At 60.3% G+C, this 26985-nt stretch carries 23 protein-coding genes; 10 read left to right on the top strand and 13 right to left on the bottom strand.

The features are described 5' to 3' along the window. The first annotated feature begins 15 nt into the window (after positions 1-15). Entirely contained in the window at positions 16-480 is a 465-nt protein-coding gene (gene rnhA, locus MTP36_RS06615; protein ID WP_015537876.1) for a ribonuclease HI, read from the top strand. Continuing rightward, positions 477-1019, top strand: coding sequence for a hypothetical protein (locus tag MTP36_RS06610; protein WP_249254212.1), 543 nt, complete (start codon positions 477-479; stop codon positions 1017-1019). Before rnhA ends, MTP36_RS06610 begins: the two co-directional genes overlap by 4 nt. An 88-nt stretch (positions 1020-1107) precedes the next feature. Here MTP36_RS06610 and mgsA read toward each other — a convergent pair whose 3' ends face one another. The 9 genes from mgsA to MTP36_RS06565 all read right to left on the bottom strand — a co-directional run bounded on the left by mgsA (position 1108) and on the right by MTP36_RS06565 (position 10290). Beyond that, the gene (gene mgsA / locus MTP36_RS06605; protein ID WP_005923510.1) at positions 1108-1512 is read right to left on the bottom strand and encodes a methylglyoxal synthase; all 405 of its coding nucleotides are present in this window, start codon (positions 1510-1512) and stop codon (positions 1108-1110) included. A 157-nt stretch (positions 1513-1669) separates the two neighbouring features. Then, positions 1670-3907, bottom strand: coding sequence for a peptidoglycan D,D-transpeptidase FtsI family protein (locus MTP36_RS06600; protein ID WP_249254211.1), 2238 nt, complete (start codon positions 3905-3907; stop codon positions 1670-1672). Positions 3908-3926: 19 nt separating this feature from the next. Next, the gene (gene mreD / locus MTP36_RS06595; protein ID WP_118657370.1) at positions 3927-4460 is read right to left on the bottom strand and encodes a rod shape-determining protein MreD; all 534 of its coding nucleotides are present in this window, start codon (positions 4458-4460) and stop codon (positions 3927-3929) included. 15 nt (positions 4461-4475) lie between these two features. After that, positions 4476-5306 carry a rod shape-determining protein MreC gene (mreC, locus tag MTP36_RS06590; protein WP_249254210.1) on the bottom strand — a complete coding sequence of 277 codons (831 nt, stop codon included), beginning with the start codon at positions 5304-5306 and terminating at the stop codon, positions 4476-4478. Positions 5307-5480: 174 nt separating this feature from the next. Continuing rightward, on the bottom strand, positions 5481-6503 hold the full coding sequence (locus MTP36_RS06585) for a rod shape-determining protein (RefSeq protein WP_118657372.1): 1023 nt from the start codon (positions 6501-6503) through the stop codon (positions 5481-5483). Between the two features lie 162 nt (positions 6504-6665). Then, complete coding sequence (locus tag MTP36_RS06580) at positions 6666-7229, bottom strand: Maf family protein (RefSeq protein ID WP_249254209.1); 564 nt, start codon at positions 7227-7229, stop codon at positions 6666-6668. A gap of 19 nt (positions 7230-7248) precedes the next feature. Beyond that, complete coding sequence (dut, locus tag MTP36_RS06575; RefSeq protein WP_055185030.1) at positions 7249-7695, bottom strand: dUTP diphosphatase; 447 nt, start codon at positions 7693-7695, stop codon at positions 7249-7251. A 24-nt stretch (positions 7696-7719) separates the two neighbouring features. Next, positions 7720-9789, bottom strand: coding sequence for a U32 family peptidase (locus MTP36_RS06570; protein ID WP_249254208.1), 2070 nt, complete (start codon positions 9787-9789; stop codon positions 7720-7722). A gap of 36 nt (positions 9790-9825) precedes the next feature. After that, a complete protein-coding gene (locus MTP36_RS06565) occupies positions 9826-10290 on the bottom strand; it encodes a cell division protein ZapA (protein WP_055185026.1) in 465 nt (154 codons plus the stop codon). Positions 10291-10716: 426 nt separating this feature from the next. On the opposite strand from MTP36_RS06565, the gene MTP36_RS06560 reads away from it, so the two are divergent. The 4 genes from MTP36_RS06560 (at position 10717) to MTP36_RS06545 (ending at position 16607) form a co-directional block, all read left to right on the top strand. Continuing rightward, positions 10717-13122 (top strand): glycogen/starch/alpha-glucan phosphorylase, encoded by a 2406-nt coding sequence (locus tag MTP36_RS06560; RefSeq protein ID WP_249254207.1) that lies wholly within the window; start codon positions 10717-10719, stop codon positions 13120-13122. A 74-nt stretch (positions 13123-13196) separates the two neighbouring features. Next, positions 13197-15053 carry a glycoside hydrolase family 13 protein gene (locus tag MTP36_RS06555; protein ID WP_249254206.1) on the top strand — a complete coding sequence of 619 codons (1857 nt, stop codon included), beginning with the start codon at positions 13197-13199 and terminating at the stop codon, positions 15051-15053. A 171-nt stretch (positions 15054-15224) separates the two neighbouring features. After that, positions 15225-15686 (top strand): NfeD family protein, encoded by a 462-nt coding sequence (locus MTP36_RS06550; RefSeq protein ID WP_055185021.1) that lies wholly within the window; start codon positions 15225-15227, stop codon positions 15684-15686. A gap of 15 nt (positions 15687-15701) precedes the next feature. After that, positions 15702-16607: an SPFH domain-containing protein gene (locus MTP36_RS06545; protein WP_005923470.1), complete on the top strand. Its 906-nt coding sequence runs from the start codon at positions 15702-15704 to the stop codon at positions 16605-16607. Between the two features lie 89 nt (positions 16608-16696). On the opposite strand, the gene MTP36_RS06540 is transcribed toward MTP36_RS06545, so the two are convergent. The 4 genes from MTP36_RS06540 to MTP36_RS06525 form a co-directional block, all read right to left on the bottom strand. Further along, entirely contained in the window at positions 16697-17095 is a 399-nt protein-coding gene (locus MTP36_RS06540) for a hypothetical protein (RefSeq protein ID WP_249254204.1), read from the bottom strand. 25 nt (positions 17096-17120) lie between these two features. Next, the gene (locus MTP36_RS06535) at positions 17121-18407 is read right to left on the bottom strand and encodes a diaminopimelate decarboxylase (protein WP_249254203.1); all 1287 of its coding nucleotides are present in this window, start codon (positions 18405-18407) and stop codon (positions 17121-17123) included. 84 nt (positions 18408-18491) lie between these two features. Further along, positions 18492-20390 (bottom strand): polysaccharide biosynthesis protein, encoded by a 1899-nt coding sequence (locus MTP36_RS06530; protein WP_249254202.1) that lies wholly within the window; start codon positions 20388-20390, stop codon positions 18492-18494. Positions 20391-20537: 147 nt separating this feature from the next. Then, complete coding sequence (locus MTP36_RS06525; protein ID WP_249254201.1) at positions 20538-22103, bottom strand: oligosaccharide flippase family protein; 1566 nt, start codon at positions 22101-22103, stop codon at positions 20538-20540. A 209-nt stretch (positions 22104-22312) separates the two neighbouring features. Here MTP36_RS06525 and MTP36_RS06520 point away from each other — a divergent pair, with 209 nt between their 5' ends. The 4 genes from MTP36_RS06520 to MTP36_RS06505 all read left to right on the top strand — a co-directional run bounded on the left by MTP36_RS06520 (position 22313) and on the right by MTP36_RS06505 (position 26924). Continuing rightward, complete coding sequence (locus MTP36_RS06520; RefSeq protein ID WP_015537868.1) at positions 22313-23146, top strand: Mrp/NBP35 family ATP-binding protein; 834 nt, start codon at positions 22313-22315, stop codon at positions 23144-23146. Positions 23147-23539: 393 nt separating this feature from the next. After that, a complete protein-coding gene (gdhA, locus tag MTP36_RS06515; protein ID WP_249254200.1) occupies positions 23540-24892 on the top strand; it encodes an NADP-specific glutamate dehydrogenase in 1353 nt (450 codons plus the stop codon). 113 nt (positions 24893-25005) lie between these two features. Next, on the top strand, positions 25006-26583 hold the full coding sequence (gene hcp, locus MTP36_RS06510; protein WP_044960262.1) for a hydroxylamine reductase: 1578 nt from the start codon (positions 25006-25008) through the stop codon (positions 26581-26583). A 56-nt stretch (positions 26584-26639) separates the two neighbouring features. Beyond that, a complete protein-coding gene (locus MTP36_RS06505) occupies positions 26640-26924 on the top strand; it encodes an LPXTG cell wall anchor domain-containing protein (RefSeq protein ID WP_044960260.1) in 285 nt (94 codons plus the stop codon). Positions 26925-26985 lie beyond the last annotated feature (61 nt).

The raw sequence follows: 26985 nt of genomic DNA, 5'->3' as shown, positions 1-26985 counted from the left end.
TATAAGGAGAACCCCATGAAACAGGTAGAGGTGTACACAGATGGCGCTTGCAGCGGCAATCCCGGCCCGGGCGGCTGGGGTGCGGTGCTGCGCTACCGCTTTGACGGCAAGGTGTACGAAAAGGAACTGAGCGGCGGCGACGCCAGCACCACCAACAACCGCATGGAGCTGACGGCCTTTATCGAGGCGCTGCGCCAGCTCAAGGAGCCCTGCGAGGTGCGGCTGTGCTCCGACAGTCAGTACGTCATCAACGGGCTGGAAAAGGGCTGGGCCAAGGGCTGGAAGCGCCGGGGCTGGAAAAAAGCCGACGGCTCCCCTGCCCTGAATCCGGACTTATGGGCACAGGCACTGGAGCAGGAGGCACGGCACAAAATCACCTATGTCTGGGTAAAGGGCCATGCAGGCCACCCGGAAAACGAACGCTGCGACCAGCTGGCCGTAGCACAAAGCAAAGCACATGGCGGGAGGCAAGGAACATGAGCGACGCATTTTTGCCCGGCAACGGGTTCGACACCTACGAAACACAGGACAAAGTGCTTGTCAGTATGGACGGCACCGTAGATTGCGGCGTTGTGGTGCGCATTTTGCAGCAGCAGGGCTTCGGCGTAGCCGGGGCTGTGGTGCAGCTGGCCGCTGACCAGAGCGCTTGGGCCGCAGCCGCACGGCAGGCTGCCGAGGCTCTTGGCATTGAGTGCATCGTACTGAAGGCAGAAGCACTGGCAGCCCAGCCCGCCGAAGTGCTGGGCAGCGGCAACGATGCACGTTTTGCCGCCCTGCTGACTGCTGCCGACAAGCTGGGCATCCAGTACGTTGCCACCGGGCATCACGCCCGGGTAGAGCTGGGCAGCGATGGTGTGCACACCGTCTGCCCCGCCGTGGATGCTGCACTGGACGAGAGCGCCGCACTGGCGGCGCTGCCGCAGGACACCCTTGCCCGGCTGCTGCTGCCCTTGGGCGAGTTTACCGCCGCCGACGTGCAGGAGATGGCACAGGATTTTAAAGTGAACGGAACGGTCTGACACCACGGCAAACACGCATTGCATTTTTACCGGCAAAGCAAAAAGAAGCGCCACATCTGTATGATGCAGCGCTTCTTTTTTGCACATCTTAGTTTTGCGGGTGCACGATATCGCGCCAGTCCAGATCTCCGCGCTCAAGTCCGTGGATCAGTACCTCAGCAGTAGCAATGTTGGTAGCCATGGGGATGTTGTGCACATCGCACAGGCGCAGCAGGGTCATCTCGTTCGGCTCGCTGGGCTTTGCATTGATGGGGTCGCGGAAGAACAGCAGCAGGTCGATCTCATTGCAGGCAATGCGGGACGCGATCTGCTGGTCACCGCCCTGCACACCGGCCAGAAAACGCTGTACCTGCAGGCCGGTGGCCTCGGAAATCAGTTTGCCGGTCGTGCCGGTCGCCACCAATTTATGCTGGCTCAGAATACGGCAGTATGCCGTGCAGAACTGAACCATCAGCTCCTTTTTGGAGTCATGCGCAATCAGGGCAATCGTCATCTGTAGATCTCTCCTCTATTGAAACATTTGTATATAAAACGCTTGATAAATTTCCTTTGTTATACATGATATCACAAACGCAACTCATTTACAACAGGTTTTTGGACACAATATTCAAATTTTCGTTCAAGTTCAGCACTTTGCACGCAGCTGCGCTTTACTGCGCAAGCATTGCATCGTTGTTTTCCTCCTCTGTCACCCCTGCAGGCGCGGTCGTCTGCTGCGGTTCTGCGGCGGCCGCATCGGTCTGTGCATCATTCGCAGCATCCGGGGCGGTCTGGGCAGCGGTATCCGATGCCGCGGCATCCTCCTGCACCACGGTGCGCGGATCCACATAGGGGTCCACCTCCAGCGTGCCGTCCTTCATGGCAAAGTAGGCATTGGCGATATCCACCACCAGATCACCGGTGCGGGCACCGTAGCCGCCGTACTCTACCGTAATGCCGATGGCGATCTCCGGGTCGTCTGCCGGAAGGTAAGCGATCATCATGGCGTTCAGGTAGTGCTTGCCAGAGGCGTAGGTCTCGCTGCGCTGGGGGGTGCCGGTCTTGCAGGCGATGGCAATGGGGTAGCTGGAGATCTTGCCGCTGATGGTGCTGGGCACCAGTGTCATGCCCTGCCGCACCAGATCAAAGGTGTTGCCGTTGCCCTCGATGATATCCATCACCTCCGGCTGGGTCTCGCTGAGCACCTCGCCGGTGTTGGTATCCAGAATCGCCTTGACAAAGTGGGTGCGATAGCGCACACCGTTGTTGGCCAGCGTGGCGGCGTAGGTAGCCAGCTGGATGGGGCTTACCACCGTGTTGCCCTGTCCGATGGCGGCCTGAATATCCAGCGAGGAGGTGTAGTTTTTGTCCGTCTTTTTGGTCAGGCGTCCCACAGCCTCGTTGACCTCCACGCCGGTGCGCTGCCCAAGACCCAGCTTGTAGGCGTAGGCATCGTAGACATCACTGGTCAGGCGGCGGCCCACATCGTAGAAGAAGATGTTGCAGCTCCACTTGATGGCAGTGACTACATCAATGTTGCCGCTGTGGCCGTGGCGGGTGCAGCGGGGGTGGTAATCCTTATAATAGGTGTACACGCCGGTGCAGTTGACGGTGGAGTACTGGTTGATCAGGCCGCTGTCCAGCGCCGCCACTGCCACAGCAGGTTTAAAGGTGGAGCCGGGCGTGTACAGGCCTTGCAGCGCCCGGTTGAACAGGGGCAGACTGGGGTCAGCGCTGTACTCGGAATAGTTGGTGGCGTACAGGTTCTGGTCAAAGCTGGGGTAGTTCGCAGCCGCCAGCACGCTGCCGTCCTTCACATCCAGCACCACCGCAGCACCGGCGGCGGCTTTCATATCACCGGTGTTGTACACCCGGTTGATCATATCGATGTTATTGGCAAGGGCCTTGTCTACCGCCCGCTGAAAGTCGCTGTTGATGGTCAACTGCACGGTATGCCCCGGCTCCGGCACAGTGGTGATCTTGGTATCCACGATCACGCCGTCCGAATTGCGGGTGATAGTCTCCACACCGTCCTTGCCGCGCAGCTCGTCCTCGTACACGGATTCAAGGCCTGAGATGCCGATCACATCGTTCATGTTATAGCCTTTTTCCTTGAGCGGATAGGTCACCTGACCGTTTTCGTCGGTCACCTTCCACTTTTCGGCGGTGATCTTGCCCACACGCCCCAGCACAGCGGGGAGAATATCGCCCTGCTCATAGCTGCGGGTGCTGGTCTCCACGATCTCCACGCCCGGCAAAGTGAGGGAATGTTCCTTGATGGCAGCAACCGTCACCTGACTGACGTTTTCTGCCATGATGAAGTTGTTCACGTTGGAAAAGGCCTGCCGGTCCATCTCATAATGGATGCCCGCCAGCACCCGCTGCCACGGCAGAGAAAAGCTTTCCAGATGGTTCTTCTCCACCAGCATCTCCATCACATCGTTGGCGGTGGCGTACTGCTGCAGGCCCAGCGTCTCCTTCATGTCTGCCAGCGTTTTCTGGTCGCTGGTGCTGTCGGCGCTGTCCGTAAAGGTATAGTTCCCGGCGGCATCCGGCTCGCTGATGAGCAGGGTGTCCAGCCATTTTTCATCGTTCTTGCGCAAAAGTTCCACGATCTGCTGCAGCATGGTGTCCAGATCCTGATCCCCCATCTGCAGCTTGTTCAGCACCACATTATAGCCGGTGCTGGTGGTGGCGATGCGCTTGCCGGTGCTGTCCACGATATTGCCGCGCGCGGCGGTGACCGTGAACTTATAATCCGTGGTGGTGGTGGCTTTTGCCTTGAAGCTGTCTCCGTTGACCAGCTGCAAAAAAATCAGCCGGAAGGTATACAGCCCCATGATGATACAGGCCACTGCAATGAGCAGCAGCATCCGCCGCACCACGACCTTGCGTTCATTTTCGTTCATCTGGTTCTCCTTTTACGGGTTAGACCACACCGTTGTCGATCCCAAACCCGTCATGGATGCGCTGCACCAGCCAGAAGGCCAGCAGCGCCGCCGGGATGGTCAGCACTGCACTAGGCAGTACAAAGGCAATGTACCGCAGCGCAGCGCCGGCATAGCCCGGCATATAATAGAAAAACAGCCAGTCCAGCGAGAGTACCACCAGCGCCGTTGTGGTGCTTACTGCGGCAAAGTTGCCAAAGTTCACCTGTAAATACAGCTGCACCAGCACCGATACCCCAAAGCAGAGCAGCAGCAGTTCCAGCGCCAGCATACCCACCGTGCGCCCGGCGGCGTAGTCCCACAAAAGGCCGCCCACCGTGCCCAGCAGTGCTCCGGCAAACTCTCCCTCAAATACTGCCACCGCCAGACATAGCGGCAGCACCAGCAGCGGCTTTGCCTGCCCCAGCTGAAACAGCCCGGGCGTAGTCTGCAAAGCGGCGCACACAAACAGCGCCAGCACATAGCAGCCCCACTTCAGCAGCTGGCTGCGGCTGCGCTTGCGGCGAGATTCCATAGCAGTGTGCCCTCCTTAGTACGCAGTAATGATAAAAACGTGCTTGGCGGTGCGGGGGTCGACACCGGGGCGCACCACCGCAATGGAGGATTTGCCGCTGGCCTCCGGCACCACGTCCTGCACTGTTCCCACCAGCAGATCCGGCGGGAACACCCCGCCCAGACCGGTGGTGATGACCTGATCACCCGCGCGGGTCTCGGTGCTGCGCTCCAGATTGGTCAGAGTACACAGGCCATCCGCCGCGTAGGTAGTATTGCCGTTCAGGATACCGTTTTCCCGGGTACGGGAAACAACGCCCGCCGCGTTGAAGCTGGGGTGCAGGATGGTCATTACCTTGCAGCTGGTCGGGTCGGCTTCCACCACCATGCCCAGCAGATAGCCCCGGTCACTGATGACCGCATCGTTCACCGCTACGCCATCTGCGGTGCCCTTGTCCAGCGTGAAGCCGCCGAACTCGTCCAGCGGGTCGCGGCCGATGACAAAGCCGGACACATAGGTGGCATTACTGTTCTTTTTCTGAATGTTCGCCAGCGCCTTGTAGGCATCGTTCTCGGCCTTGATGCGGTCGTAGTCCACCATCTGCTGGCGCAGCTCGGCGTTTTCCGCTTCCAGCTGCTCGTTCTGCTCCATGACTTCATCGATGCTGGTGTATTTTTCCCACACCGCACCCACGCCGCCGCTGACCACAGCCGCCGCCTTCTGGAAAGGGGTCAGGATCACGCCCAGCAGTTCCTGCGGGGCGGCGGTCAGACGGCCGTTGGCTCCGGCGTAGGCCATGATGCCCACCAGAAATACTGCTACGGCCACAAGGATCTTGAATTTCCAGGTATCAAAAAAATCTTTCAAAGGGTCCTTCCCTCCTGTCGGGGTGCCCGCGCTCTACCGCAGGCCTTTGCATGAAAAAAGCGCGGACAGCCGTGCCATCCGCGCAAGATGCAGTGTTTGCAGCGGAAAAACGCACAGCTGCTGTGTCTGAAACTTTTCCGCATTTAAAGCAGTACTCTCCGCAGAGAGCCGCTCTTACATATGTCCTCCATCGGTGTCCAGCACATCATGCAGCACATCCACATGATCCAGCACCGCACCGGCACCCTTGGCCACGCAATCCAGCGGGTCATCCGCAATATGCACGTCAATGCCGGTCTCACTCTGGATCAGCTGATCCAGACCGCGCAGCAGAGCGCCGCCGCCGGTCAGGGTGATGCCGCGGTCAATGATATCTGCGCTCAGTTCCGGCGGGGTGCGCTCCAGCGTCTCCTTGATGGCAGTGGTGATCTTGACCAGACACTCCAGCAGCGCGCCGCGCACATCCTCAGAGTGCACCACGATGTTCTTGGGCAGGCCGTCCACAAGGTTGCGACCCTTGATCTCCATGGTCAGCTCCGGGTCCAGCGCATAGGCAGAGCCGATCTCGATCTTGATCTGCTCGGCGGTGCGCTCACCGATGAGCAGGTTGTACTTGCGCTTAATGAAAGCAATGATAGCCTGATCGAACATATCACCGGCCATGCGCACGCTGCGGGAAGCCACGATACCGCCCAGAGAGATGACAGCGATCTCCGCCGTGCCGCCGCCGATATCCACGATCATGCTGCCGGTGGGCTCGCTGATGGGCAGACCTGCACCGATGGCAGCAGCCATGGGCTCTTCAATGACAGACACCTGACGGGCACCGGCCTTCAGGGTAGCCTCGCGCACTGCGCGGCGCTCCACTTCGGTAACACCGGAGGGGATGCAGATGACCACCCGGGGACGGGAGAACATGCTGTTGCCGCAGGCCTTTTTGAGGAAGTTCTCCAGCATATTGGCCGTGATGTCGAAATCGGCGATGACGCCGTCTTTCAGGGGACGCACTGCCACAATGCTGCCGGGGGTACGGCCGATGACAGCCTTTGCCTCGCCGCCCACGCAGCGCACTTCGTCGGTCTTGGTGTCCACCGCCACGACCGAGGGCTCACGCATGATGATGCCCTTGCCCTTCATGTAGACCAGAGTATTGGCAGTACCCAGATCAATGCCAACGTCCTTTGACAGAAAACTCATTGTTTCAATTCTCCTTACGATCGTTCCTTAAATCTATCCCAGAATGCCGGACAGTCTGCGGTAAACAGACCCTCCTGCGCAGAATAACACGGTTCTATTATAGCCGCAAGTGCTTCATTTCTCAAGCGTTTCGGCAAGTTTTCTATCATTTTTCCATTTTTCTCACAAAAAATGCTCCAGCAGCTGTACGGTGCGGCTGACCGGCAGCCCCATAATGGTGTAGTAGTCGCCCTCGATGCGGTCCAGCCACAGAGCCGCGCGCCCCTGAATGGCATAGGCACCGGCCTTATCGTAAGGTTCCGGGGTAGCGGTATAAAATGCGATTTCCTCCTCCCCCAGCGGGAAAAAGGTCACCTTGCAGCTGTCCACAAAATGCTCTGCCCTGTCCCCTTTTGCAATGCACACACCGGTGTGTACCTGATGGGTCTTGCCGGAGAGAGCGCGCAGCATCCGCTTGGCATCCTCGGCATCGTGGGGCTTGCCGAACACGGTGCCGTCCACATCCACCACCGTGTCGCAGCCGATGACCACGGCATCCGGGTGCTGCTTTGCCACCGCGAGGCACTTACCGATAGCCAGCTGCTCTACCAGCTGCGCCGGGGTGGGGGCGGTAACAGCGCTCTCGTCAAAATCGCTGACGCAGACGGTGAAATCAGTGGTATACAGGGAGAGCAACTCCCGTCTGCGGGGGCTGCCAGAGGCTAAGATCAGATTATTTTCCTTCATTTTCTCCGTGTTCCCTTCTTTAGCGGCCAGTAGAGCCAAAGCCGCCCGCACCGCGCTGGGTGTCGCCCAGCTCCTCGGCGGGCACAAAGGCGGCGGTGTATACCGGAGCGATGCACAGCTGCGCCACCCGCTCGCCGGGCTGGATGGTATAAGCCTCGGCTCCCAGATTGACCATGGGCACCTTCAGCTCGCCGCGGTAATCGCTGTCCACCACGCCCACGCCGTTTGCCATGCACAGGCCGTGCTTGATGGACAGGCCGCTGCGGGCGTACACCAGCGCCACGCTATGGGCACCCGGCAGCTCGATGGCAAGGCCGGTGGGCACCAGCACCCGCTGCATGGGGGCAACGGTCAGCGGTGCGTCCAGCACAGCGCACAGGTCGGCGGCAGCTGCGCCGGGGGTGGCATAGGCGGGCACCTTTGCCCGGGCATCCAGTACCTTATATTTTACAGTGATGGGTTCCATCGTATAACCTCGTTTCATTTTTTGTTAGTTCGTTCCTTTAAAATACAGGCCGCGGGTAAACTCGCCCTCAAAGGGGGCGTGGGTGCGGATGCTGTCCAGAATCTGCGCCGCCTCCTCGCAGGATTCCAGTGTAAAGTAGGCCACGCCATAGTCCACCGCCAGTGCGCCGGGCTTATCGCCCATATAGATGGGCACCGGGTTATAGATGGTGCGCACCCCAAGGCCGCACCGCACTGGGAACTTTTTGGCCTTGCGGTCGGTCAGCACACCGGTCTTGTCGCAGTGGGCACAGTCGTGGATATTTTGCAGCGGGCAAGCGCGGGTAAGCATCAGTGGCATATGGCCGTAGATCATTACGCCGGTGGGCACAGGCTTACCGTTCCGGGTGGGCGCAATGGACGCAATATCGCTGTCCTTCACCTCCGGCAGGATGAGCAGACTGGAAAGCCCCTGCTCCGCATAGAACTGCGCCGCCACGTTGTTGGTGATGTTCAGCCCGAAGCCGCCGGTCATAGGCAAGCCACGGCACAGGCGCAGGTGGGCGATGTTGCTGACCTCGTACCCGGCAAAGCCCGCGTCCTGCGTGGCTGCGATGCGGCGGGCGGTGTCCTGCTCCAGCGCACCGAACATGACCCGGGGCAGCTCCAGAAGGGTCTTTGCCCGCCATTCCCGGGGCACACGGTCGGCCTGCGCAATGGGCAGAATGAGGTACTCCACCCCGTCAAGCGCCCGTTCCGGCACCTGCTCCCAGCGCTCGAACCGGGCGCGCAGGGTGCGGCGGGGCGGCAGGGTGCGCTGCGGCAGGGCGGCAACGTGCTCCTCGGAGGTAGGCCAGGGTCGCAGCACCTCCCGCTTTTTGAGCAGGGCGTCCAGTGCTTCCCGACGCAGCTCGTTCACGGCACTGCCGGGGATGAACCACGGCCCGCCGTCCATTTCCACCGTGATCTTCTCTGCCGCAAAGGGCGTGCCGCCGGTCTTGGCCAAGCTGCGGTTCAGGCTCTCGGTGGGGTCGGTGCGGGCAGGCTGCGGCTCGGCATCTCCATAGGCAAAGGCCTTGTTGCCATCGGCATCGGTGACGGTCAGCTTTTCGCCGCCTTCCTCGATTTCCAGCTTCATCTGCACCGGCACGCGGGAGCGCTCGCGGCGGTAAAGTTCGCGCAGCATGGGCAGGGTCTTTTTGGTCAGCTCGGCGTCAGCTTCGCTGCGCACACCGAACATGGTGCCGTCGATTTTTCCGTCCAAATAGCCAGAGGTGAAACCGGAGCGGCTGAAGGCGTTCTTCAGCAGGTCGCGGTCGTAGGCGCGGCCCTCGCGGCCTGCCAGACAAGCGCTGACCGCCGCCGCCACATACTCCGGCGTGCGCAGACGTCCCTCGATCTTTGCCGATGCTACGCCAAGCGCCTGCAGCTTGTCCAGCTTGTCGATGGCGGAGTTATCCTTAAGGGAGAGGTGATGCAGCCGTCCGGGCTTGCCCTCCGGCAGGGCGTTGGCTTCAAAGGGCAGGCGGCAGGGGCCCGCACAGGAGCCCCGGTTGCCGCTGCGCCCGCCCAGAAAGGCGGACATATAGCACTGGCCGCTCACGCTCATGCACAGCGCACCGTGGATGAAGCACTCGGTCTCGATGCCGCAGTGCTTTGTGATGTGCTCCACCTCGGGCAGGCTCAGCTCACGCGCCAGCACCACCCGGGTAAAGCCCAGCTCCTTCAGTTCCAGTGCGCCTTGCAGGGTGTGGACGCTCATCTGGGTAGAGCCGTGCCGGGGCAGCTGCGGGGCAATTTTACCAATTAAAGTAGCCACTGCCAGATCCTGACAGATGACTGCATCCGCACCGCTGGCTGCTACCGCCCGGATAGCCTGTTCCAGCGCTGACAGTTCGGTGCCGTACACGGTCGTATTCAGCGCAACGTGCACCGCCACGCCCCGGGCGTGGCAGAAGCGCACGGCTTCCTGCAGACTGTCTGCGTCAAAGTTGCCGGCACCCGTGCGGGCGTTGAAACCCGAAAAACCCAGATATACTGCGTCTGCGCCGCTGAACACCGCCGCGCGGAGCATTTCTTCACTGCCCACCGGGGCTAAGATCTCGATCCTTGCCATAGTTCTCCTTCTGACTTCTATTTATATAAGGTACATTCAGTTGGTCTCGTCTGCCTGCGCACTGTCTGCCGCCGGGGCTTCCGGGGCGGGCTGCTCCTGTGCAGTCTCTGCCGCAGCGCGGGCGGCGCGCTCCTCCCGGCGGGTCTCGCGCTGGCGCTCCTTGGCCAGCTGCTCCCGCAGAGCGGCAGCTTCCCGGCGCAGCACGGCATTCTCGGCCAGCGCCTTATCCTCGGCCAGCTTTGCCCGGGCTGCATCTGCGATGTAGTCCTGAATCTGACTGCGCATATTCTCGGCGCTGCCGGTGCTCTTGCGGTATTCATCCAGATAATCCATCGCGCAGAACACCGCCGCCTTGGTCACCGAGAGGTTGTCGTTGGTGTCCAGCAGCTTTGTGATATCCTCGTCCAGCTTTTTGGCAAGACCCAGGATGTACTTTTCCGAATCTGTGGTGGCGATGGCATACGGTGTGCCCGCGATGTTGACCCTTACCTTGTTTACCATAGTGTTTTCCCCTTTTTTATCCTGTATCTGTACGGCGCAAGGCCGTTTGTTCTGTTTTTTGCCGGGATTTGGTACCGTTCCCGGTAACGTTTCGGCATTTGAAAACGTTTCGATGGAGTTTCCTGTGCCATTACTGCCGGAATTACTCCCCGAAAAAAGTTTCGCTACTCAGTTCTGCCTTCTATTATAATATAAATACGCCGCAAGAAAAAGTGGAATTTTTGAAATTTCGGCATATTTGTCAGAAAGTGGTCTAAAAAAATAGCAGTTACGGAAAAAAAGCGCCTGTTTCCTTGCATTTATAAATCGTTCATATTATAATAACGTTGTTATGTTGGCAGCCGGGCGAAAGAGGGAACGTTTCTGCTGCTATTATCTACTCAATTATTTTAGCAAAGCAAACGCTTATGCGGATAGGAGCACACTATGACATCAAAAGAATTTGGCAAAATTCTTCAGGACAAGCTCACCAGTGAGTACGGTGTGGAGCTGAATGTTGCATCCAACCAGCAGATCTACCGTTCTCTGGCTCTGATCTGCCGTCAGATGATGAGCGAGAACCACAAAAAGTTCCAGTCCAAGGCCATCGGCACCGGCACCAAGCAGGTCTACTACCTCTGCATGGAGTTTTTGATGGGCCGCAGCCTGAAGATGAGCCTGTTCAATCTGGGTCTGGACGAGGTTGCCAAGAAGGCACTGGCTGACGCCGACATCAATCTGGACAGCATTTTTGAGGAAGAGCCCGATGCAGGCCTTGGCAACGGCGGTCTGGGCCGTCTGGCAGCCTGCTATCTGGACGGCATGGCCACCACCGATATCTGCGGCACCGGCTACTCCATCCTGTACGAGTACGGCATCTTCAAGCAGAAGATCGTGGACGGCTGGCAGCAGGAGCGCGCCGACACCTGGCTGCCCGGCGGTCAGGTGTGGCTGAAGAGCCACCCGGATCAGGCTGTGGAGATCCGTTTTGACGGCGAGATCCACGAGAACTGGGACAACGGCTTCCACTACATCCAGCACACCAACTACAACAGCGTCATGGCCATTCCCTCCGATATGTATGTGCAGGGCTACGATGGAAAGGGCGTTGCAAAGCTGCGTCTGTGGCAGGCAAAGGCCCCGGACTTTGATATGTCCAGCTTCTCTCTGGGCAACTACAACACCGCTATGAGCAAGAACGCCAACGCCGAGCTCATCTCCAAGGTGCTGTACCCCAACGACAACCATGTTGAGGGCAAGATCCTGCGCCTGCGCCAGCAGTACTTCCTGTCCGCTGCTTCTATCGGTGATATCGTGCAGAACCATCTGTCCAGCTACGCTACGCTGGAGAACCTGCCCGACAAGGTCGCCATCCAGCTGAACGACACCCACCCCACCCTGGCCATCCCCGAAATGATGCGCATCCTGCTGGACGAGTGCGGCTTTGACTGGGACAAGGCCTTCAGCATCTGCCAGAAGGTGTTCTCCTACACCAACCACACCGTTATGGCCGAAGCTCTGGAAAAGTGGAACGTGGACATCTTCAAGATGACCCTGCCCCGCATCTACCAGATCGTGGTGGAGATGGACCGCCGCGCCCGCGAGGAGCTGGCAAAGGCCTTCCCCGGCGATCAGGGCAAGATCGACTACATGGCACTGATCGGCGACAATCAGGTGCGCATGGCCAATATCTGCGCCTACACTGCCAACAGCATCAACGGCGTTTCCAAGCTGCACAGCGAGATCATCAAGGAGAGCGTTTTCCACGATTACTACCTGTTCAAGCCCAACGCCTTCAAGAACGTGACCAACGGCATTGCATACCGCCGCTGGCTGCTGGCCTCTAACCCCGGCCTGTGCAAGCTGCTGGACGAGACCATCGGCGACGGCTACAAGCACGATGCTTCCGATCTGACCAAGCTGAACAAGTACGCTGACGACAAGACCGTGCTGAAGAAGCTGAACGAGATCAAGCTGGCCAACAAGAAGGATTTTGCAAGCTATCTGGCAAAGAGCACCGGTCAGGTCATCGACCCCAATTCCATCTTTGACTGTCAGGTCAAGCGTATGCACGAGTACAAGCGCCAGCACCTGAATGCGCTGAACATCGCTGCACAGTACCTGTACCTGAAGGAGAACCCCAACGCCGACTTTATCCCCAAGACCTACATCTTCGGCGCAAAGGCTGCTCCCGGCTACTACATGGCAAAGCAGATGATCCGCATGATCTGCAAGCTGGGCGATCTGATCAACAACGACCCCGCTGTGCGCGACAAGCTGCGCGTGGTCTATCTGGAGGAGTACTGCGTCTCCCTGAGCGAGCATCTGATGCCCGCCGCTGAGGTCTCTGAGCAGATCTCTCTGGCAGGCACCGAGGCTTCCGGTACCGGCAACATGAAGTTCATGCTGAACGGCGCCATCACGCTGGGCACTCTGGACGGTGCAAACGTGGAGATCGCCGATGCTGCCGGCAAGGAGAACGAGCTGATCTTCGGTATGCTGACCCCCGAGGTGAACAACCTGAAGCAGGTGGGCTACCACCCCAACGCCTTTATCATGGGCGACGATGTGGCCAACAGCGCCCTGAACTTCCTGGAGCGCGGCTGGAACGGCGAGAACTTCCACGAGGTCACCGAGAACCTGCGCAGCAGCGACCCGTACATGGTCATGGCCGACTTCAAGGACTACCGCCGTGCACAGGCCGACCTGCAGAAGCTGTATGCTGACCGCGAGACCTGGGCCCGCATGAGCCTGAAGAACATTGCCAACAGCGGCATCTTCAGCGCAGACCGCGCCGTGCTGGACTACGCCCGCGATATCTGGTACGCTTCCCCCGTGCCCATGGGCAAGTAATTTCCCTTTGTAAAACCGCAAAGCCCCGGTGGCATTTCGCCCGCCGGGGCTTTTTTGAGAAAGGACGATCTTTTTTGTCTTGTCTGTTCAACAGCTACGACCCCTACTTTAAGCAGCCCTTTGGTGCCGTGCGCGCCGGGCAGACCGTGCACCTGGCCCTGTGCATTCCCGAGGAGCTGGGCTATGTGGACCCGCACCTTGTACTGCAAAAGGAGGGCAAATACGATGTGCCCGTGCACTACCGCATGAAATTTGACGGTCAGACACCCCATCAGAACCATTTTTCGGTGGACGTTATGCTGGGCGACCCGGGCTTATACTTTTATTACTTTGACCTGTATACTGACTTCCGCCGCATCGTGCGCGGGGCAGACAACTGCGGCGTTGTCAGCTGGCAGGAGGGCGAAAGCTGGCAGATCACGGTCTACGAGCCGGATTTCCAGACGCCGGAGTGCATCAAGGGCAAGGTGTTCTACCAGATCTTCCCGGATCGGTTCTGTGAAGGCATTGAGAACAAGCCCATGCCCTTCCCGGACCGGCTGTATCAGGCCGATAAGCACGCCGAACCCTTCTGGCAGCCCAACGAGACCGGCGGCCACCTGAACGAGGACTACTTCGGCGGCGATTTAGAGGGCATCCGCATAAAGCTGCCCTACCTGCGGGAGATGGGCGTGGATTACCTGTACCTGAACCCCATCTTTGAAGCGCACTCCAACCACCGCTACAACACCGCCGACTACCTGAACGTGGATCCGCTGCTGGGAACCAACGAAGAGTTTGAGGTGCTCTGCCGCGAGGCCGCCAAGTACGGCATCGGCATCGTACTGGACGGTGTGTTCAGCCACACCGGCTCCGACAGCCGGTATTTCAACCGCGAGGGACGCTACGGCGAGGGCGGCGCTTACCGCGACCCCAACTCCCCCTACCGCAGTTGGTACGACTTTGACCCCAAGTACAAGGGCGGCTACCGCAGCTGGTGGGGCTTCGAGACCCTGCCGGAGGTCAACGAGGAGACCCCCTCCTTTGTGGAGTTCATCACCGGCGAGGGCGGCGTCATCGACACATGGCTGCGCCGGGGTGCTGCCGGTTTCCGGCTGGATGTGGCCGATGAGCTGCCGGACGCGTTCATCGAGAAGATCCGCACCGCCGTCAAGCGGGTAAGCCCGGAGAAGTTTTTACTGGGCGAGGTATGGGAGGACGCCACAACCAAGTTCGGCTTTGACCACCGCCGCACCTACCTGCTGGGCAAGGGGCTGGACAGCGTGATGAACTACCCCTTCAAGAACTCCGTGCTGGATTTTGTAAAGGGAAAGCCCGCCCAGCAGGCCGCCAACGAGATCCTTTCCATCTGCGAGCACTACCCTGCCCCTGCCATCAACACGGCACTGAACTTTTTGTCCACCCACGACACCGAGCGTGCCCTGACCGTGATTGCGGACGAGCCCGCCAACGGACGCGGCCGGGAGTGGCAGAGCGGCCGCAGCGTGACCGGCGAAGCCTACGAGGAAGGGATGCTGCGCCTGCGCATGGCGTATGCCATCATCTACACCCTGCCCGGCGTACCATGCCTGTACTACGGCGATGAGATCGGGATGCAGGGCTACCGCGACCCCTTCAACCGCGCCTTCTTCTGCTGGGACAGCCACGAGGAGCGGCTGCGCCCGGTGCTGGCACAGCTGGCGCAGCTGCGCCACAGCTGCGAGGCCTTCCGCACCGGTGAACTGCGGGTGCTGCGGGCTGAGGACGGCATTTTGCACTACCAGCGCATCGGTAAGACCGAGACTGCGGAGATCATCGTGAACCGCTCTGAGCACATCATCGTGGAGCCGCTGGCCAGTGGCAAGCACACCGAGGTAAACCCCATGGGCTTTACCATCGTGGTGGAGGAAAACGGTCACAACCCCAACCACAGCTACTACGATATCCAGTAAATCAATTTTTCGGGACAGCGAAATACCTTTTGGGTGTTTTGCTGTCCCATTTTCATCCTTTCTTTTCCATTTTTGTCTATATTTTGTTTTCTGTGCAACGTTCCAGTAAAAAGCTCTTGACATTCCCCCAAGGGGATGCCGTATAATAGCAGCATAAGGAGGTAACATACCATGCAGATCTCCCCTATTCTCTGGCTGGCTGCAGCCGTGGGCTTTCTGGCACTGGAGGCCAGTACCTTTAATATGACCTCCATCTGGTTTGCCATCGGCTCTGCCGCCGCGTTGCTGTGCTGTGTGTTCACCGGGTCGTTCCGGGTACAGGCGGTGGTCTTTCTGGTGGTAAGTATCCTGTGCCTTGCAGCCTTCCGCCCGCTGGCGGCAAAGCTGCGGCTCAAGCATACCGCCACCAACGGCGACCGCAATCTGGGACGAGAGGCCATCGTGCTTTCCCCTGTCACCGCCGAAGTCCCCGGCCGGGTGCGGCTGGACGGCGTGGACTGGAATGCCCGCTGCGCCACCCCCGGCGACACCCTTGGCCCCGGTGCGCTTTGCCGCGTTACCGAGATCCACAGCACCCTGCTCATCGTAGAGCCTGTTCTGACCGAAAGCCGTAACCCCCACACAACAACCTGACAAAGGAGATGCACTATGGTTCTGTTTTTTGTCATCCTTGCGCTTGTTTTTGTTCTGGTGCTGGTCATTGTTTCCAACATCGTCATCGTGCCGCAGTCCAAGGTATATGTCATTGAGCGGCTGGGCAGCTACTCCGATACATGGACTGCCGGCCTGCACGTCAAGATTCCCTTTATTGAGCGCATTGCCAAAAAGGTAAGCCTGAAGGAGCAGGTTGCAGACTTTCCCCCTCAGCCTGTGATCACCCGCGATAACGTGACCATGCAGATCGACACCGTGGTGTTCTTTCAGGTCATGGACGCAAAGCTGTACACCTACGGTGTCAACCAGCCCATTGCCGCCATCGAGAGCCTTTCTGCCACCACCCTGCGCAACATCATCGGTGAGATGGAACTGGATCACACCCTGACCAGCCGCGATGTCATCAACGGCAAGATCACCGCCATCCTTGACGAAGCCACCGATAAGTGGGGCATCAAGGTGAACCGCGTGGAGGTGAAGAACATCATCCCGCCGCGGGAGATTCAGGAAGCCATGGAAAAGCAGATGAAGGCTGAGCGCGAGAAGCGCGCCGTCATCCTGAAGGCAGACGGTGAAAAGCAGGCCGCCATTACCGCCGCAGAGGGCGAAAAGGAAGCCGCCATTCTGCGCGCCGATGCCGTGAAGCAGCAGCGCATTCTGGAGGCCGAGGGCGAAGCGCAGGCCATTCTGGCTGTGCAGAAGGCCAACGCCGATGCCATCCGTCTGCTGAACGAGGCCATGCCCAGCGACAAGGTGCTGGCCATCCGCAGCCTTGAAGCGCTGGCTAAAGTCGCCAACGGCAAGGCTACCAAGATCATCATCCCCTCTGAGCTGCAGAATCTGGGCGGCGTTGTGCCCAGCATCAAGGAATTGATGACCGACCCGAAGGATGCCGAGTAAGCACCCGCTTATCCGCAAACAGTAAAACAGCTCCCGGTCACGTCAGCGGCGTGACCGGGAGCTGTTCTTTTGCTATCTATTCAGGAAGATCACTTCTCCCCTTTTTCCTCATTCTGCTGTTCTTCCTGCTCGCGGCGCAGCTCTTTGATGCGCTTTTTCTCGCTCTGGACGTGGGGCCACGGCCAGGAGAAGCCCTCGTTCTGCTTGCACCAGCGGGTAAGGGGGTAGAAGGCAAAGGCCAAGCCAAAAATGTACAGCAGCGCGTACAGCAGCGCATCCAGCGTGACCAGAGCATCCAGTGCACCGATCACCGCCACAACACAGCCCGCCTTTAAAAAGAACTGGCCGTTCTGGCGGCAGTATTCCTCAAAGTTTTCGGCCTTGACCGCCCTGCGCCCCTGATCGCCCCACACGCGGGGATTTTTCATCACCGAAAAACCGTAAAAGGCCATCATCAGGCCAAGGGTAAGCTGAAAGCCAAAAAACATGGGTCACACCTCGTTTTTATCAGAATCAGTCCTCAAACAGGGGCTTCATAAAGGGCAAAAAGTCCAGCGTTGCAAAGTAATCGCGGGGGGTCTGGGCGCGGCGGATCAGCCGGTGAGAGCCATCCTCGCACAGCAGCACCTCGGCGCAGTGCAGCTTACCGTTGTAGTTGTAGCCCATAGCGGAGCCATGTGCACCGGTATCGTGAATATAAAGGATATCCCCGATGTCGATCTTGGGCAGCATCCGGTCAACGGCAAACTTGTCGTTGTTCTCGCACAGACCGCCCACCACGTCGTACTTGTGGTCGCAGGGCTCGTTCTCCTTGCCCAGCACGGTGATGTGGTGGTAAGCGCCGTACATGGCGGGGCGCATCAGGTTTGCAGCGCAGGCGTCCAGACCGATGTACTCCTTATAGATGTGCTTTTCGTGGATGACGGTGGACACCAGCGCACCGTAGGGGCCGGTGGTAAAGCGGCCCATCTCGGTGAAGATGGCCACATCGCCCATGCCTGCGGGCACAAGGATCTCCTCAAACTTCTGGCGTACACCCTCGCCAATGGCCATGATGTCGTTCTCGGTCTGCTCCGGGCGGTACGGGATGCCCACGCCGCCGGACAGGTTGATGTAGCTGATATGCGCACCGGTAGCCTGCTGCACACGGACAGCCAGCTGGAACAGGATGCCTGCCAGCTCCGGGTAGTAGGCGTCCGAGATGGTGTTGGAGGCCAAGAAGGCATGGATGCCGAACTGTTTTGCGCCCTTCTGCATCAGCTTTTTGTAGCTGTCGATCATCTGCTGCTCGGTCATACCGTACTTGGCATCGCCGGGCTTGTCCATGACCTGAAAGCCCTCTTCGCTCTCGCCCAGCTGGAAGGTTCCGCCGGGGTTATAGCGGCAGAAGATCTCCTGCGGCACACCGGCCACCCGCTCCAGAAACTCCACCATGGTGGCGTCGTCCAGATTGATGTAGGCGCCCAGCTCGTAGGCCTTCTGCATATCCTCCACAGGGGTCTGGTTGGAGGAGAACATGATATCGTGGCCGGTAAAGCCGCAGACCTCGCTGAGCATCAGCTCGGTCAGGGAGGAGCAATCCACGCCGCAGCCCTCCTCCTTGAGGATCTGCAGGATGACAGGGTTCGGCAGTGCCTTGACCGCAAAATACTCCTTGAAGCCATTGTTCCAGCTGAAGGCCTTGTTGATGCGGCGGACATTCTCCCGGATGCCCTTCTCGTCGTAGACGTGGAACGGCGTGGGCACATCCTCGATGATCTCCTGTGCCATCGCCTCGGTCAGAAACGGTTTCTTTTCCATAATAACATCCCTCTCGTTTTGCGCAGCCCGGCATGTTCCGGTCTGCGGTCTATCCCATGCGGCCCAGTGCCGCAGTTCCAGCTGTTATAGTTTCAGGTTCTCCCGGGTGGGGGTAAAGGTGGGGATCATAGCCGCCAGCTGGCGCACCACGCCCTCGTCGTTGTGGGCAGCAGCGGCTTCCAGCGCCTGCAGCTGCTCGTAGAACTCAGCCAGATCAATGGTACGGGGGCTTGCCACAAAGATCTTGTTGTGCTGGGTGCGGCGCATCTTGTCCTGCTCCTCGTCCATCATCAGCTCTTCGTAAAGCTTCTCACCGGGGCGCAGGCCCACGATCTTGATCTCCATATTCACGCCCGGTTCGTAGCCGTAAAAGCGGATGAGCTGCTTGGCCAAGTCCATAATGCGCACCGGCTCGCCCATATCCAGCACATAGATATTGCCGCTCTCTGCCAGTGCACCCGCCTGCAGCACCAGCTGTGCTGCCTCCGGGATGGTCATAAAGTAGCGCACGATGTTGGGGTCGGTCAGGGTGACCGGCCCGCCTTTTTTGATCTGGGCTTCAAACAGCGGGATAACACTGCCGTGGCTGCCCAGCACGTTGCCGAACCGCACTGCCACACACTTCATGTCCGTGTTGCCCGCAAAGGTCTGGATAAGCATCTCGCAGATGCGCTTGGTGCAGCCCATGACGCTGGTGGGATTCACGGCCTTATCGGTGGAAAGCTGCACAAAGCGCTCTACCCCGTGCTCGCTGGCGCTGACCAGCAGGTTTTTGGTGCCCAGCACATTGTTCTTTACCGCCTCGGCAGGGCTTACCTCCATCAGCGGGACGTGCTTATGCGCCGCAGCATGGAACACCACCGTGGGGTGGTAGGTATCAAAAACCTCGTCCAGACGCTTTTTATCCCGGATAGAGCCAATGAGCACCGTGACCGGGATATCGCGGCCGTACTTCTGCTGCAGTTCCATCTGCAGCTCGTAGGCGCAGTTTTCGTAGATATCAAAGATCAGCAGCTTGCCGGGCTTGAAGCGCATGACCTGACGGCACAGCTCACTGCCGATAGAGCCGCCGCCGCCCGTTACCAGCACCGTTTTGCCGGTGAGGTAGCCGGAGATTTTGTCGGTATCCAGCGTGACCTCCTCGCGGGAGAGGAAGTCGGCGGGGTTCAGCTCGCGGAACACCTCCTGCTGGGGTGCGCCGCTGCCCACCAGCTGCGGGTCGCTGAGCACCTGCACCGCGCAGTGAGTGCTAACGCACAGGTCGATGACATGGCTCAGCTTGCTGCCCTTTAAGGTAGGGATGGCAATGATGATGCTGTGGATGCCGTAGCGATTGCACAGCTCCGGGATATCCTCCAGCGTGCCCTTGACCGGTACGCCGTGGATGGTCTGGTTCAGCTTTGTGGGGTCATCATCCACCGCCACCACAGCGTGACCGTATTCCTTGTTGGATTTGCACACGTTGATGGCCCATGCACCGGCTTCGCCCGCGCCCACGATCATTACAGGGCGGTTGGGGTCTTTGGCGGGCACCTTGCGCAGCTGCTCACCCAGCGGGTGGTTCAAAAACAGCCGCCAAGCCAGACGGCTGCCGCCGATAAACAAAAAGATGAGCACCGAGGCCATGCAGTTTGCGGAATTGAACAGCACACCGTGGATAAGGCAGCGGTTCACCACATACACCACGGCGGTGGGCACGGCGATCATCCCGGCAAGGCGGATCAGATCCCGCTCGCCGGCGTACTTCCACAGCACCGAGTACAGCCCGCCCGCCAGAAAGCAGACGATATACACCGCCACGATCCACGGCAGATTTTCGTACAGCAGGGCGCGGTTGTGGGGCCACCACACGGCCTCCACGGCACCGTCTGCCCGCAGCAGCAGAGCAAAATAAAAGCTGAATGCCACAATGGCTGCATCCAGCAGCACCAGCAGCGCACGGCGCAGCAGCACCTGCGGGGTATTCTTGGTTTTATCTTTCACTTACGATCCTCTTTTTTCCTCTCAGCGCCAAGGGTTTGCCCTGCGCTGCTTTTTCGGCAGTGTTCCCCGGCAATGCCGGAAGGATACAACTACACGTTTGTATTATACTCACAATCCCCGCCTGTGTCCAGAAAATTTACGTTTTTATCACTTTCCCCTGTTTTTCCCGGTCTTTGCCTGCCGCAGCAGCGCCCGCACTTCCTCCCAAAGCCCCAGCGGCAGCGCCGCCAGTAAATACACGAGGACCGTCACTGTGCCGCCCGCCGTCAGCACGGCAAGCTGCCCCGGTAACCCTTGAGCCGGAAAGCCCGCCAGCGCCCGACGCACGCCCCGCCCTGCCGCACCGGCGGCGGCAGCCGCCAACAGCGGCGCACCCAGCCAGCGCCGGAAAGCGTGCCCTGTGCCGCTGGAAAGCAGCAGCCGCCCGGTGTTGGCCGCGCAGGTGTAAAAGCTGGAAAGCAATATCACCGCCAGAAAGCCCCGCATCCCGTACCGGGGCAGCAGCACCGCCACCCCGCCAATGCGCAGCACCGCGTCCCACACGCTGTACCGGAAGGCAGCCTTCTGCTCCCCGATGCCCTTCATGGCACCGTCCACCATGCTTTCCAGATACATCAGCGGCATAGCCGGGGCAAGGGTCTCCAGATAGAACCCCGCCTCCGGGCTGTGGTAGAGCAGCTGCGCCAGCGGCCTGCCCCACACCCAGAACAGCGTACCCGCCAGCGCGGAGAAGTACCCCGTAAGCCGCAGCATCCGGTCCAGCAGGGCGTTCAGCCGGGCGGTCTGCCCCTCGATATGCGCCTGCGTGATCTCCGGCATCAGCAAAACCGCTAGACTGCCCAGCAGCCCGAAGGGGAAATTGAGCAGCGGCAGTGCCATGCCCTTTAAGGTGCCGTACTGCTCCAGCGCAGCGGTGCGCCCGCCAGAAGCCGCCAGATACACCGCAAGGCAGGCGGGCACCAGCATATTCTCGGCGGTGTGCAGCGCGCTGGAAAGCGCCCTGCCGCCCTCCACCGGCCATAATATCTCCCACAGCCGCCGGGACACCTCTCTTGGCGGGCGCGGCGCTGTGCTGCCGAAGCAGCGTACCGCCTCCCGCCGGTAAAACAGTGCCATCAGGGTAGTGGATACGGCCTCGCTCAGGGCGGTGGCGGCCAGCACCAGCGCACAGCGGCTGCCGTCCGGCCAGCCCTGCGTGCGGGTAAGCGCCCACACCACGGCGGCAATGCGCACCGTCTGCTCAGCCAGCTGGCTGAGCACGTTGGGCTCTACCCGTCGCCGCGCCAGAAAAAAGCCGCGCAGCACCGCCGAGACAGCCATCCACGGCAGCCCCAGCGCCGAGGTGCGCAGCGCGGCAGCGGCGCGGATATCCCCCAGCCACCATTTTGCCGCAAGGCCTGCGGTGGCAAGCTGGACAAGCATGGCAAACCCGCCCAGCCCCAGCCCTGCCAGCACCAGCCGCACTAGCATCCCGCGCGCAGCGGCCTTATCCCGGCTGAGCTCCTCGGTCAGCAGCCGGGTAGCCGCCACCGAGATGCCCGCCGTAGCCAGCGTGACGAACAGCCCGTAAACCGCCAGCACCAGCTGGTACAGCCCCATACCCGCCCCGCCCAAGGCGTTTGCCAGCCAGATGCGCAGCCCCATGCCTGCCAGCCGCAGCACCACGTCCGAACCGGTAAGCAGCGCCGCATTTTTAAAGTAGTTCTGCCGCACCCTGCACCTCCCCCTGCCCCGGAACGGGCGTTCACGGTTCAGCCTATGCGGCAGCATTGCAAAACATGAGCGGCGCTATGGGTTGTTTCTGCGCACTTTTTATGGTATAGTTAACAGTGGTCAGGCAGGGCGCAAGCTCCCTGCCTGTATTTTGAGCAAGGAGGAAGCGCACCGCCCGGGTCCTGCCCCTGCCGTGCGCGACAAAGAGAATGAGCGAAGAATGTACCCATGACTGCTCTAATTGCAGTGCAGCCTGTTCTTCCCGCGATGCCGCTCCGCAGCACGATGCCCCCAACCCTAACAGCAGTGTGAAAAAGGTCATCGGCGTTGTTTCCGGTAAGGGCGGCGTGGGCAAAAGCATGACCAGCGCCCTGCTGGCCTGTGCCATGGCCCGCCGCGGCTACCACTGCGGTATTCTGGATGCCGATATCACCGGCCCGTCCATCCCCAAGCTGTTCGGCATTCATGGCCGTGCCATGGCGGACGACAAGGGCTGCTGGCCTATCCAGAGCCGCATGGGCATTGATGTAATGAGCATCAACCTGTTGGTGGAGAACGAGGAAGACCCCGTTGTGTGGCGCGGCCCGGTCATTGCCGGCGCGGTCAAGCAGTTCTGGACCGATGTGGTCTGGAAGGACGTGGATTTCCTGTTCGTGGATATGCCCCCGGGCACCGGTGATGTGCCCCTGACCGTGTTCCAGAGCCTGCCGGTGGATGGCATCGTTGTGGTGGCAAGCCCGCAGGAGCTGGTAAGCATGATCGTGGCAAAGGCCGTGAACATGGCCGAGATGATGAAGGTGCCCATGCTGGGCATCGTGGAGAACATGAGCTACATCGTCTGCCCGGACTGCGGCAAGCACATCAATGTGTTTGGCAACAGCCATGTGGACGAGGTGGCCGCAAAGCATCATCTGCCTGTGCTGGCCAAGTGCCCCATCGACCCCAAACTGGCAGAACTTTCCGACGCCGGCATGATCGAGACCTATGGCGGCGAATTTTTGGAAGGCGCCGCAGACGCCTGCGAAAAGCTGCTGAAGAAGTAATGCACCCCGCCCTGTGCCCGTTGTGACACAGGGCTTTTTGCTTACCAAAGCCCGCTGCTGCGGAAAAGACATTCTTTTCCGTGCGGCTTTGGGGCGGCAGCGCACTTTAAAAAACAAGGTTCGCGGCGCATTCCGGCTTTTAATTTTCGTTTTGTGAAGCAGCTGTGACTTTTTATCTGTTTTTTTAAACAAATTCTGCTTTTTGCTATTGTAAAACCCACCACAAAGCTTTATAATAATAAAGTAAGCATTGCCCGCTTGTGCGGGCGTGCCGTGCAAGCATGGAGAACCGGAAGCGCCCGGCATCTGCAAGGATATCCCCGCTGTGCGGCGGGCAAAGGCATTTCCGCTTTTTCAAATTTATAGAGTAATTGGGAAAAGGAGTATTCTATTATGCTGACGAATGAATATCTGAAGCGTGTTTACGAGGGTCTGGAAAAGCGCAACGCCAACGAGCCCGAGTTTTTGCAGGCTGTGCGCGAGGTGCTGGAGAGCATCCAGCCCGTTGTGGAAAAGCACCCCGAGTACGAGAAGGCCGGTCTGATCGAGCGCCTGGTGGAGCCGGAGCGCATCATCACCTTCCGTGTGCCCTGGGTGGACGATGCCGGTAAGGTGCAGGTGAACCGCGGCTACCGCGTGCAGTTCAACAGCGCCATCGGCCCCTACAAGGGCGGCCTGCGCTTCCATCCCTCTGTCAATCAGGGCATCCTGAAGTTCCTGGGCTTCGAGCAGACCTTCAAGAACAGCCTGACCACCCTGCCCATGGGCGGCGGCAAGGGCGGCTCTGACTTTGACCCCCACGGCAAGAGCGACATGGAAGTGATGCGCTTCTGCCAGAGCTTCATGACCGAGCTGTACCGCCACATCGGCCAGTTCGTGGACTGCCCTGCCGGTGATATCGGCGTGGGCGGTCGTGAGGTTGGCTATCTGTTCGGCCAGTACAAGCGCCTGACCAACAGCTTCCAGGGCGGTATGCTCACCGGCAAGGGCCTGACCTTTGGTGGTTCTCTGGCCCGTACTCAGGCTACCGGCTACGGCCTGTGCTACTTTACCGCTGAGGCTCTGAAGTGCATGCGGAACGACAGCCTCGAGGGCAAGACCGTGGTCATCTCCGGCTCCGGCAACGTGGCCATCTACGCCTGCGAAAAGGCGACCCAGATGGGCGCCAAGGTGGTTACCATGTCCGACTCCAACGGCTACGTCTACGACCCCAACGGCATCGATCTGGCTTACGTCAAGGATCTGAAGGAAGTGCGCCGCGGCCGTATCAAGGAGTACGCCGAGACCCACGAGGGTGTAACCTATGTGGCTGATTGCAGCAAGGTTTGGACTGTCCCCTGCGACATCGCCCTGCCCTGCGCTACCCAGAACGAGATCAACAAGGAGTCTGCCGAGGCTCTGGTAAAGGGCGGCTGCACCGTGGTCTGCGAGGGCGCTAACATGCCCAGCACCCCGGAGGCTATCGAGGTCTACCTGTCCAACGGCATCCTGTACGGACCCGCAAAGGCTTCCAACGCAGGCGGCGTAGCTACCTCCGGTCTGGAGATGAGCCAGAACTCCGAGCGCCTGAGCTGGAGCTTTGAGGAAGTGGATGCCAAGCTGAAGGGCATCATGGAGGGCATCTTCCACGCTTCCTACGACGCTTCTGTGGCTGCCGGTTCTGAGGGCAATCTGATGGTCGGTGCAAACTGCGCCGGCTTCCTGAAGGTTGCTACCGCCATGATGGCACAGGGCATCACCTACTAAGTCATACTGCATCGTCCAAGAGCCGCGCCCGCAGGGGTGCGGCTCTTTTTGGGTATAACCCCGCCCCGCTCTGCCCACACTGGCAGTATCTTATGGCAGAAAGGGAGTTTTGTATGGACGAGCAGATGTTTTGTTTTCAGTGTGAGCAGGCGGCGGGCTGCACCGCCTGCACCGGCGCAGCGGGGGTGTGCGGCAAGTCGGCCGAGACAGCCGCCGCACAGGACCGGCTCACCGGGGCGCTCATCGCATTTGCCGGGCAGCTCATCGCGGCGGGGCGCGGCCCGGCCCCGGAACAGGCCCGGCTGCTGATGCAGGGGCTGTTCACCACCATTACCAACGTGAACTTTGACCCCGCCGCCGTGGACGCGCTGACCCGCCGGGTGCACGACGCCAGCCCCGGCACCGGCCCGGACTACGACATGCAGGCCCTCTGGCGGGAACCGGATGCCGACCGGCGCAGCCTGAAATGCTTTGTGTTGTTCAGCCTGCGGGGCATGGCCGCCTACAACTACCACGCCCGGGTGCTGGGCCGCATCGACCCGGAGCTGGACCGGTTCTTCTGTACCGCCCTGCAGGCCGTGGGCGACCCCGGCCAGACCACCGACGCCCTGTGGCAGCTGGTGCAGGCCACAGGAGAAGCCAGCTACCGCTGCATGGAGCTGCTGGACGCGGCCAACACCGGCGCGTTTGGCGATCCGGAACCGGTGCAGGTGCCCCTGACCATTGAAAAGGGGCCGTTCATCGTGATTTCCGGCCACGACCTCTACGACGCACAGCAGCTGCTGGAACAGACTGCAGGCCGGGGCGTCAACGTCTACACCCACTCGGAGATGCTGCCCGCCCACGGCTACCCGGAGCTGAAGCGCCGCTACCCCCACCTCAAGGGCAACTTTGGCACCGCATGGCAGAACCAGCAGCGGGAGTTCGAGGACATCCCCGCGCCCATCCTGTTCACCACCAACTGCATCATGCCCCTGCGCGCCAGCTACGCCGACCGGGTGTTCACCACCTCGGTGGTGGCTTACCCCGGCGTGCCCCACATCGACGAAGGGCGCGACTTTTCCCCGGTGATCGAAAAGGCGCTGGAGCTGGGCGGCTACGCGCAGGACACCCTGCTGCCCGGCCTGAACGGCGGCTCCACGGTGACCACCGGTTTTGCCCGTACCGCCGTGCTGCAGCACGCGGACGAGATCGTGCAGGCGGTGCGGGACGGTAAGCTGCGGCACTTCTTTCTGGTGGGCGGCTGCGACGGCACCCGGCCCAGCCGCCGCTACTACACCGAGTTTGCCCGCCTTACCCCGCCCGACACCATCCTGCTGACCCTGGCCTGCGGCAAGTTCCGCCTGAACGACCTGCCCCTTGGCACCGTGCCGGGCACCGGCCTGCCCCGCATCCTGGACGTGGGCCAGTGCAACGACGCCTACAGCGCCATCCGCATCGCATTGGCGCTGGCCGACGCCTTTGGCTGCGGCGTCAACGACCTGCCCCTCTCGCTGGTGCTGTGCTGGTTTGAGCAGAAGGCCGTGTGCATCCTCATCGCGCTGCTGGCGCTGGGCATCCGGAACATCCGGCTGGGGCCTACCCTGCCCCCGTTCCTCTCGCCGGGGGTGGTGCGCACCCTGCAGGAACGGTACGGCCTCAAGCCCATTGCCACCCCGGAAGCCGACCTGCAGGCCATTCTGGGCGGGTGAGGTTTCGTTTGGTTATTTTACAACAAACCCGCAACTCAGAATTGGCGGTTCTGCCGGTGGAAGAGATCTCTCTGGCACCGGACCCCGATGCAGACGCCTCCGCCCCGGAAGCCCCGGCTGACTCTGACGACACCAACGGCACCGAAGCTGCCGCCGCATCCGACGCTCCGGCTCAGGCTCCCCACACGGAAGCTCCCGCCGCCGCACAGCCCGCTGCCCCGGCAGTGCCCACCCTGCCCCAGACCGGCACCACCGGCTGGATGGCCGGTGTGCTGGCAAGCCTGGGCTCCCTGCTGCTGGCCTGCGGATGGTTCTTCACCCGCAAATCAAAGCATTCCTGAGTCCTGAGTGTTCCGCATCACTCAGGGCAAATTCCTCCAAACCGCCGTACCCGCGTGCACA

The organism is Faecalibacterium sp. I4-1-79 (assembly GCF_023347235.1).
Taxonomy (GTDB): domain Bacteria; phylum Bacillota; class Clostridia; order Oscillospirales; family Ruminococcaceae; genus Faecalibacterium; species Faecalibacterium tardum.
Note: the sequence above shows the minus strand (reverse complement) of the source record. Positions and strands in the feature narration are given on the sequence as shown.

Bases quoted from the DNA above. Each gene is read 5' to 3' on its own strand.
- rnhA (WP_015537876.1), top strand. From the start codon at position 16: ATGAAACAGGTAGAGGTGTACACAGATGGCGCTTGCAGCGGCAATCCC.
- MTP36_RS06610 (WP_249254212.1), top strand. From the start codon at position 477: ATGAGCGACGCATTTTTGCCCGGCAACGGGTTCGACACCTACGAAACA.
- mgsA (WP_005923510.1), bottom strand. From the start codon at position 1,512: ATGACGATTGCCCTGATTGCGCATGACTCCAAAAAGGAGCTGATGGTT.
- MTP36_RS06600 (WP_249254211.1), bottom strand. From the start codon at position 3,907: ATGAACGAAAATGAACGCAAGGTCGTGGTGCGGCGGATGCTGCTGCTC.
- mreD (WP_118657370.1), bottom strand. From the start codon at position 4,460: ATGGAATCTCGCCGCAAGCGCAGCCGCAGCCAGCTGCTGAAGTGGGGC.
- MTP36_RS06585 (WP_118657372.1), bottom strand. From the start codon at position 6,503: ATGAGTTTTCTGTCAAAGGACGTTGGCATTGATCTGGGTACTGCCAAT.
- MTP36_RS06580 (WP_249254209.1), bottom strand. From the start codon at position 7,229: ATGAAGGAAAATAATCTGATCTTAGCCTCTGGCAGCCCCCGCAGACGG.
- dut (WP_055185030.1), bottom strand. From the start codon at position 7,695: ATGGAACCCATCACTGTAAAATATAAGGTACTGGATGCCCGGGCAAAG.
- MTP36_RS06570 (WP_249254208.1), bottom strand. From the start codon at position 9,789: ATGGCAAGGATCGAGATCTTAGCCCCGGTGGGCAGTGAAGAAATGCTC.
- MTP36_RS06565 (WP_055185026.1), bottom strand. From the start codon at position 10,290: ATGGTAAACAAGGTAAGGGTCAACATCGCGGGCACACCGTATGCCATC.
- MTP36_RS06560 (WP_249254207.1), top strand. From the start codon at position 10,717: ATGACATCAAAAGAATTTGGCAAAATTCTTCAGGACAAGCTCACCAGT.
- MTP36_RS06550 (WP_055185021.1), top strand. From the start codon at position 15,225: ATGCAGATCTCCCCTATTCTCTGGCTGGCTGCAGCCGTGGGCTTTCTG.
- MTP36_RS06545 (WP_005923470.1), top strand. From the start codon at position 15,702: ATGGTTCTGTTTTTTGTCATCCTTGCGCTTGTTTTTGTTCTGGTGCTG.
- MTP36_RS06540 (WP_249254204.1), bottom strand. From the start codon at position 17,095: ATGTTTTTTGGCTTTCAGCTTACCCTTGGCCTGATGATGGCCTTTTAC.
- MTP36_RS06535 (WP_249254203.1), bottom strand. From the start codon at position 18,407: ATGGAAAAGAAACCGTTTCTGACCGAGGCGATGGCACAGGAGATCATC.
- MTP36_RS06520 (WP_015537868.1), top strand. From the start codon at position 22,313: ATGAGCGAAGAATGTACCCATGACTGCTCTAATTGCAGTGCAGCCTGT.
- gdhA (WP_249254200.1), top strand. From the start codon at position 23,540: ATGCTGACGAATGAATATCTGAAGCGTGTTTACGAGGGTCTGGAAAAG.
- hcp (WP_044960262.1), top strand. From the start codon at position 25,006: ATGGACGAGCAGATGTTTTGTTTTCAGTGTGAGCAGGCGGCGGGCTGC.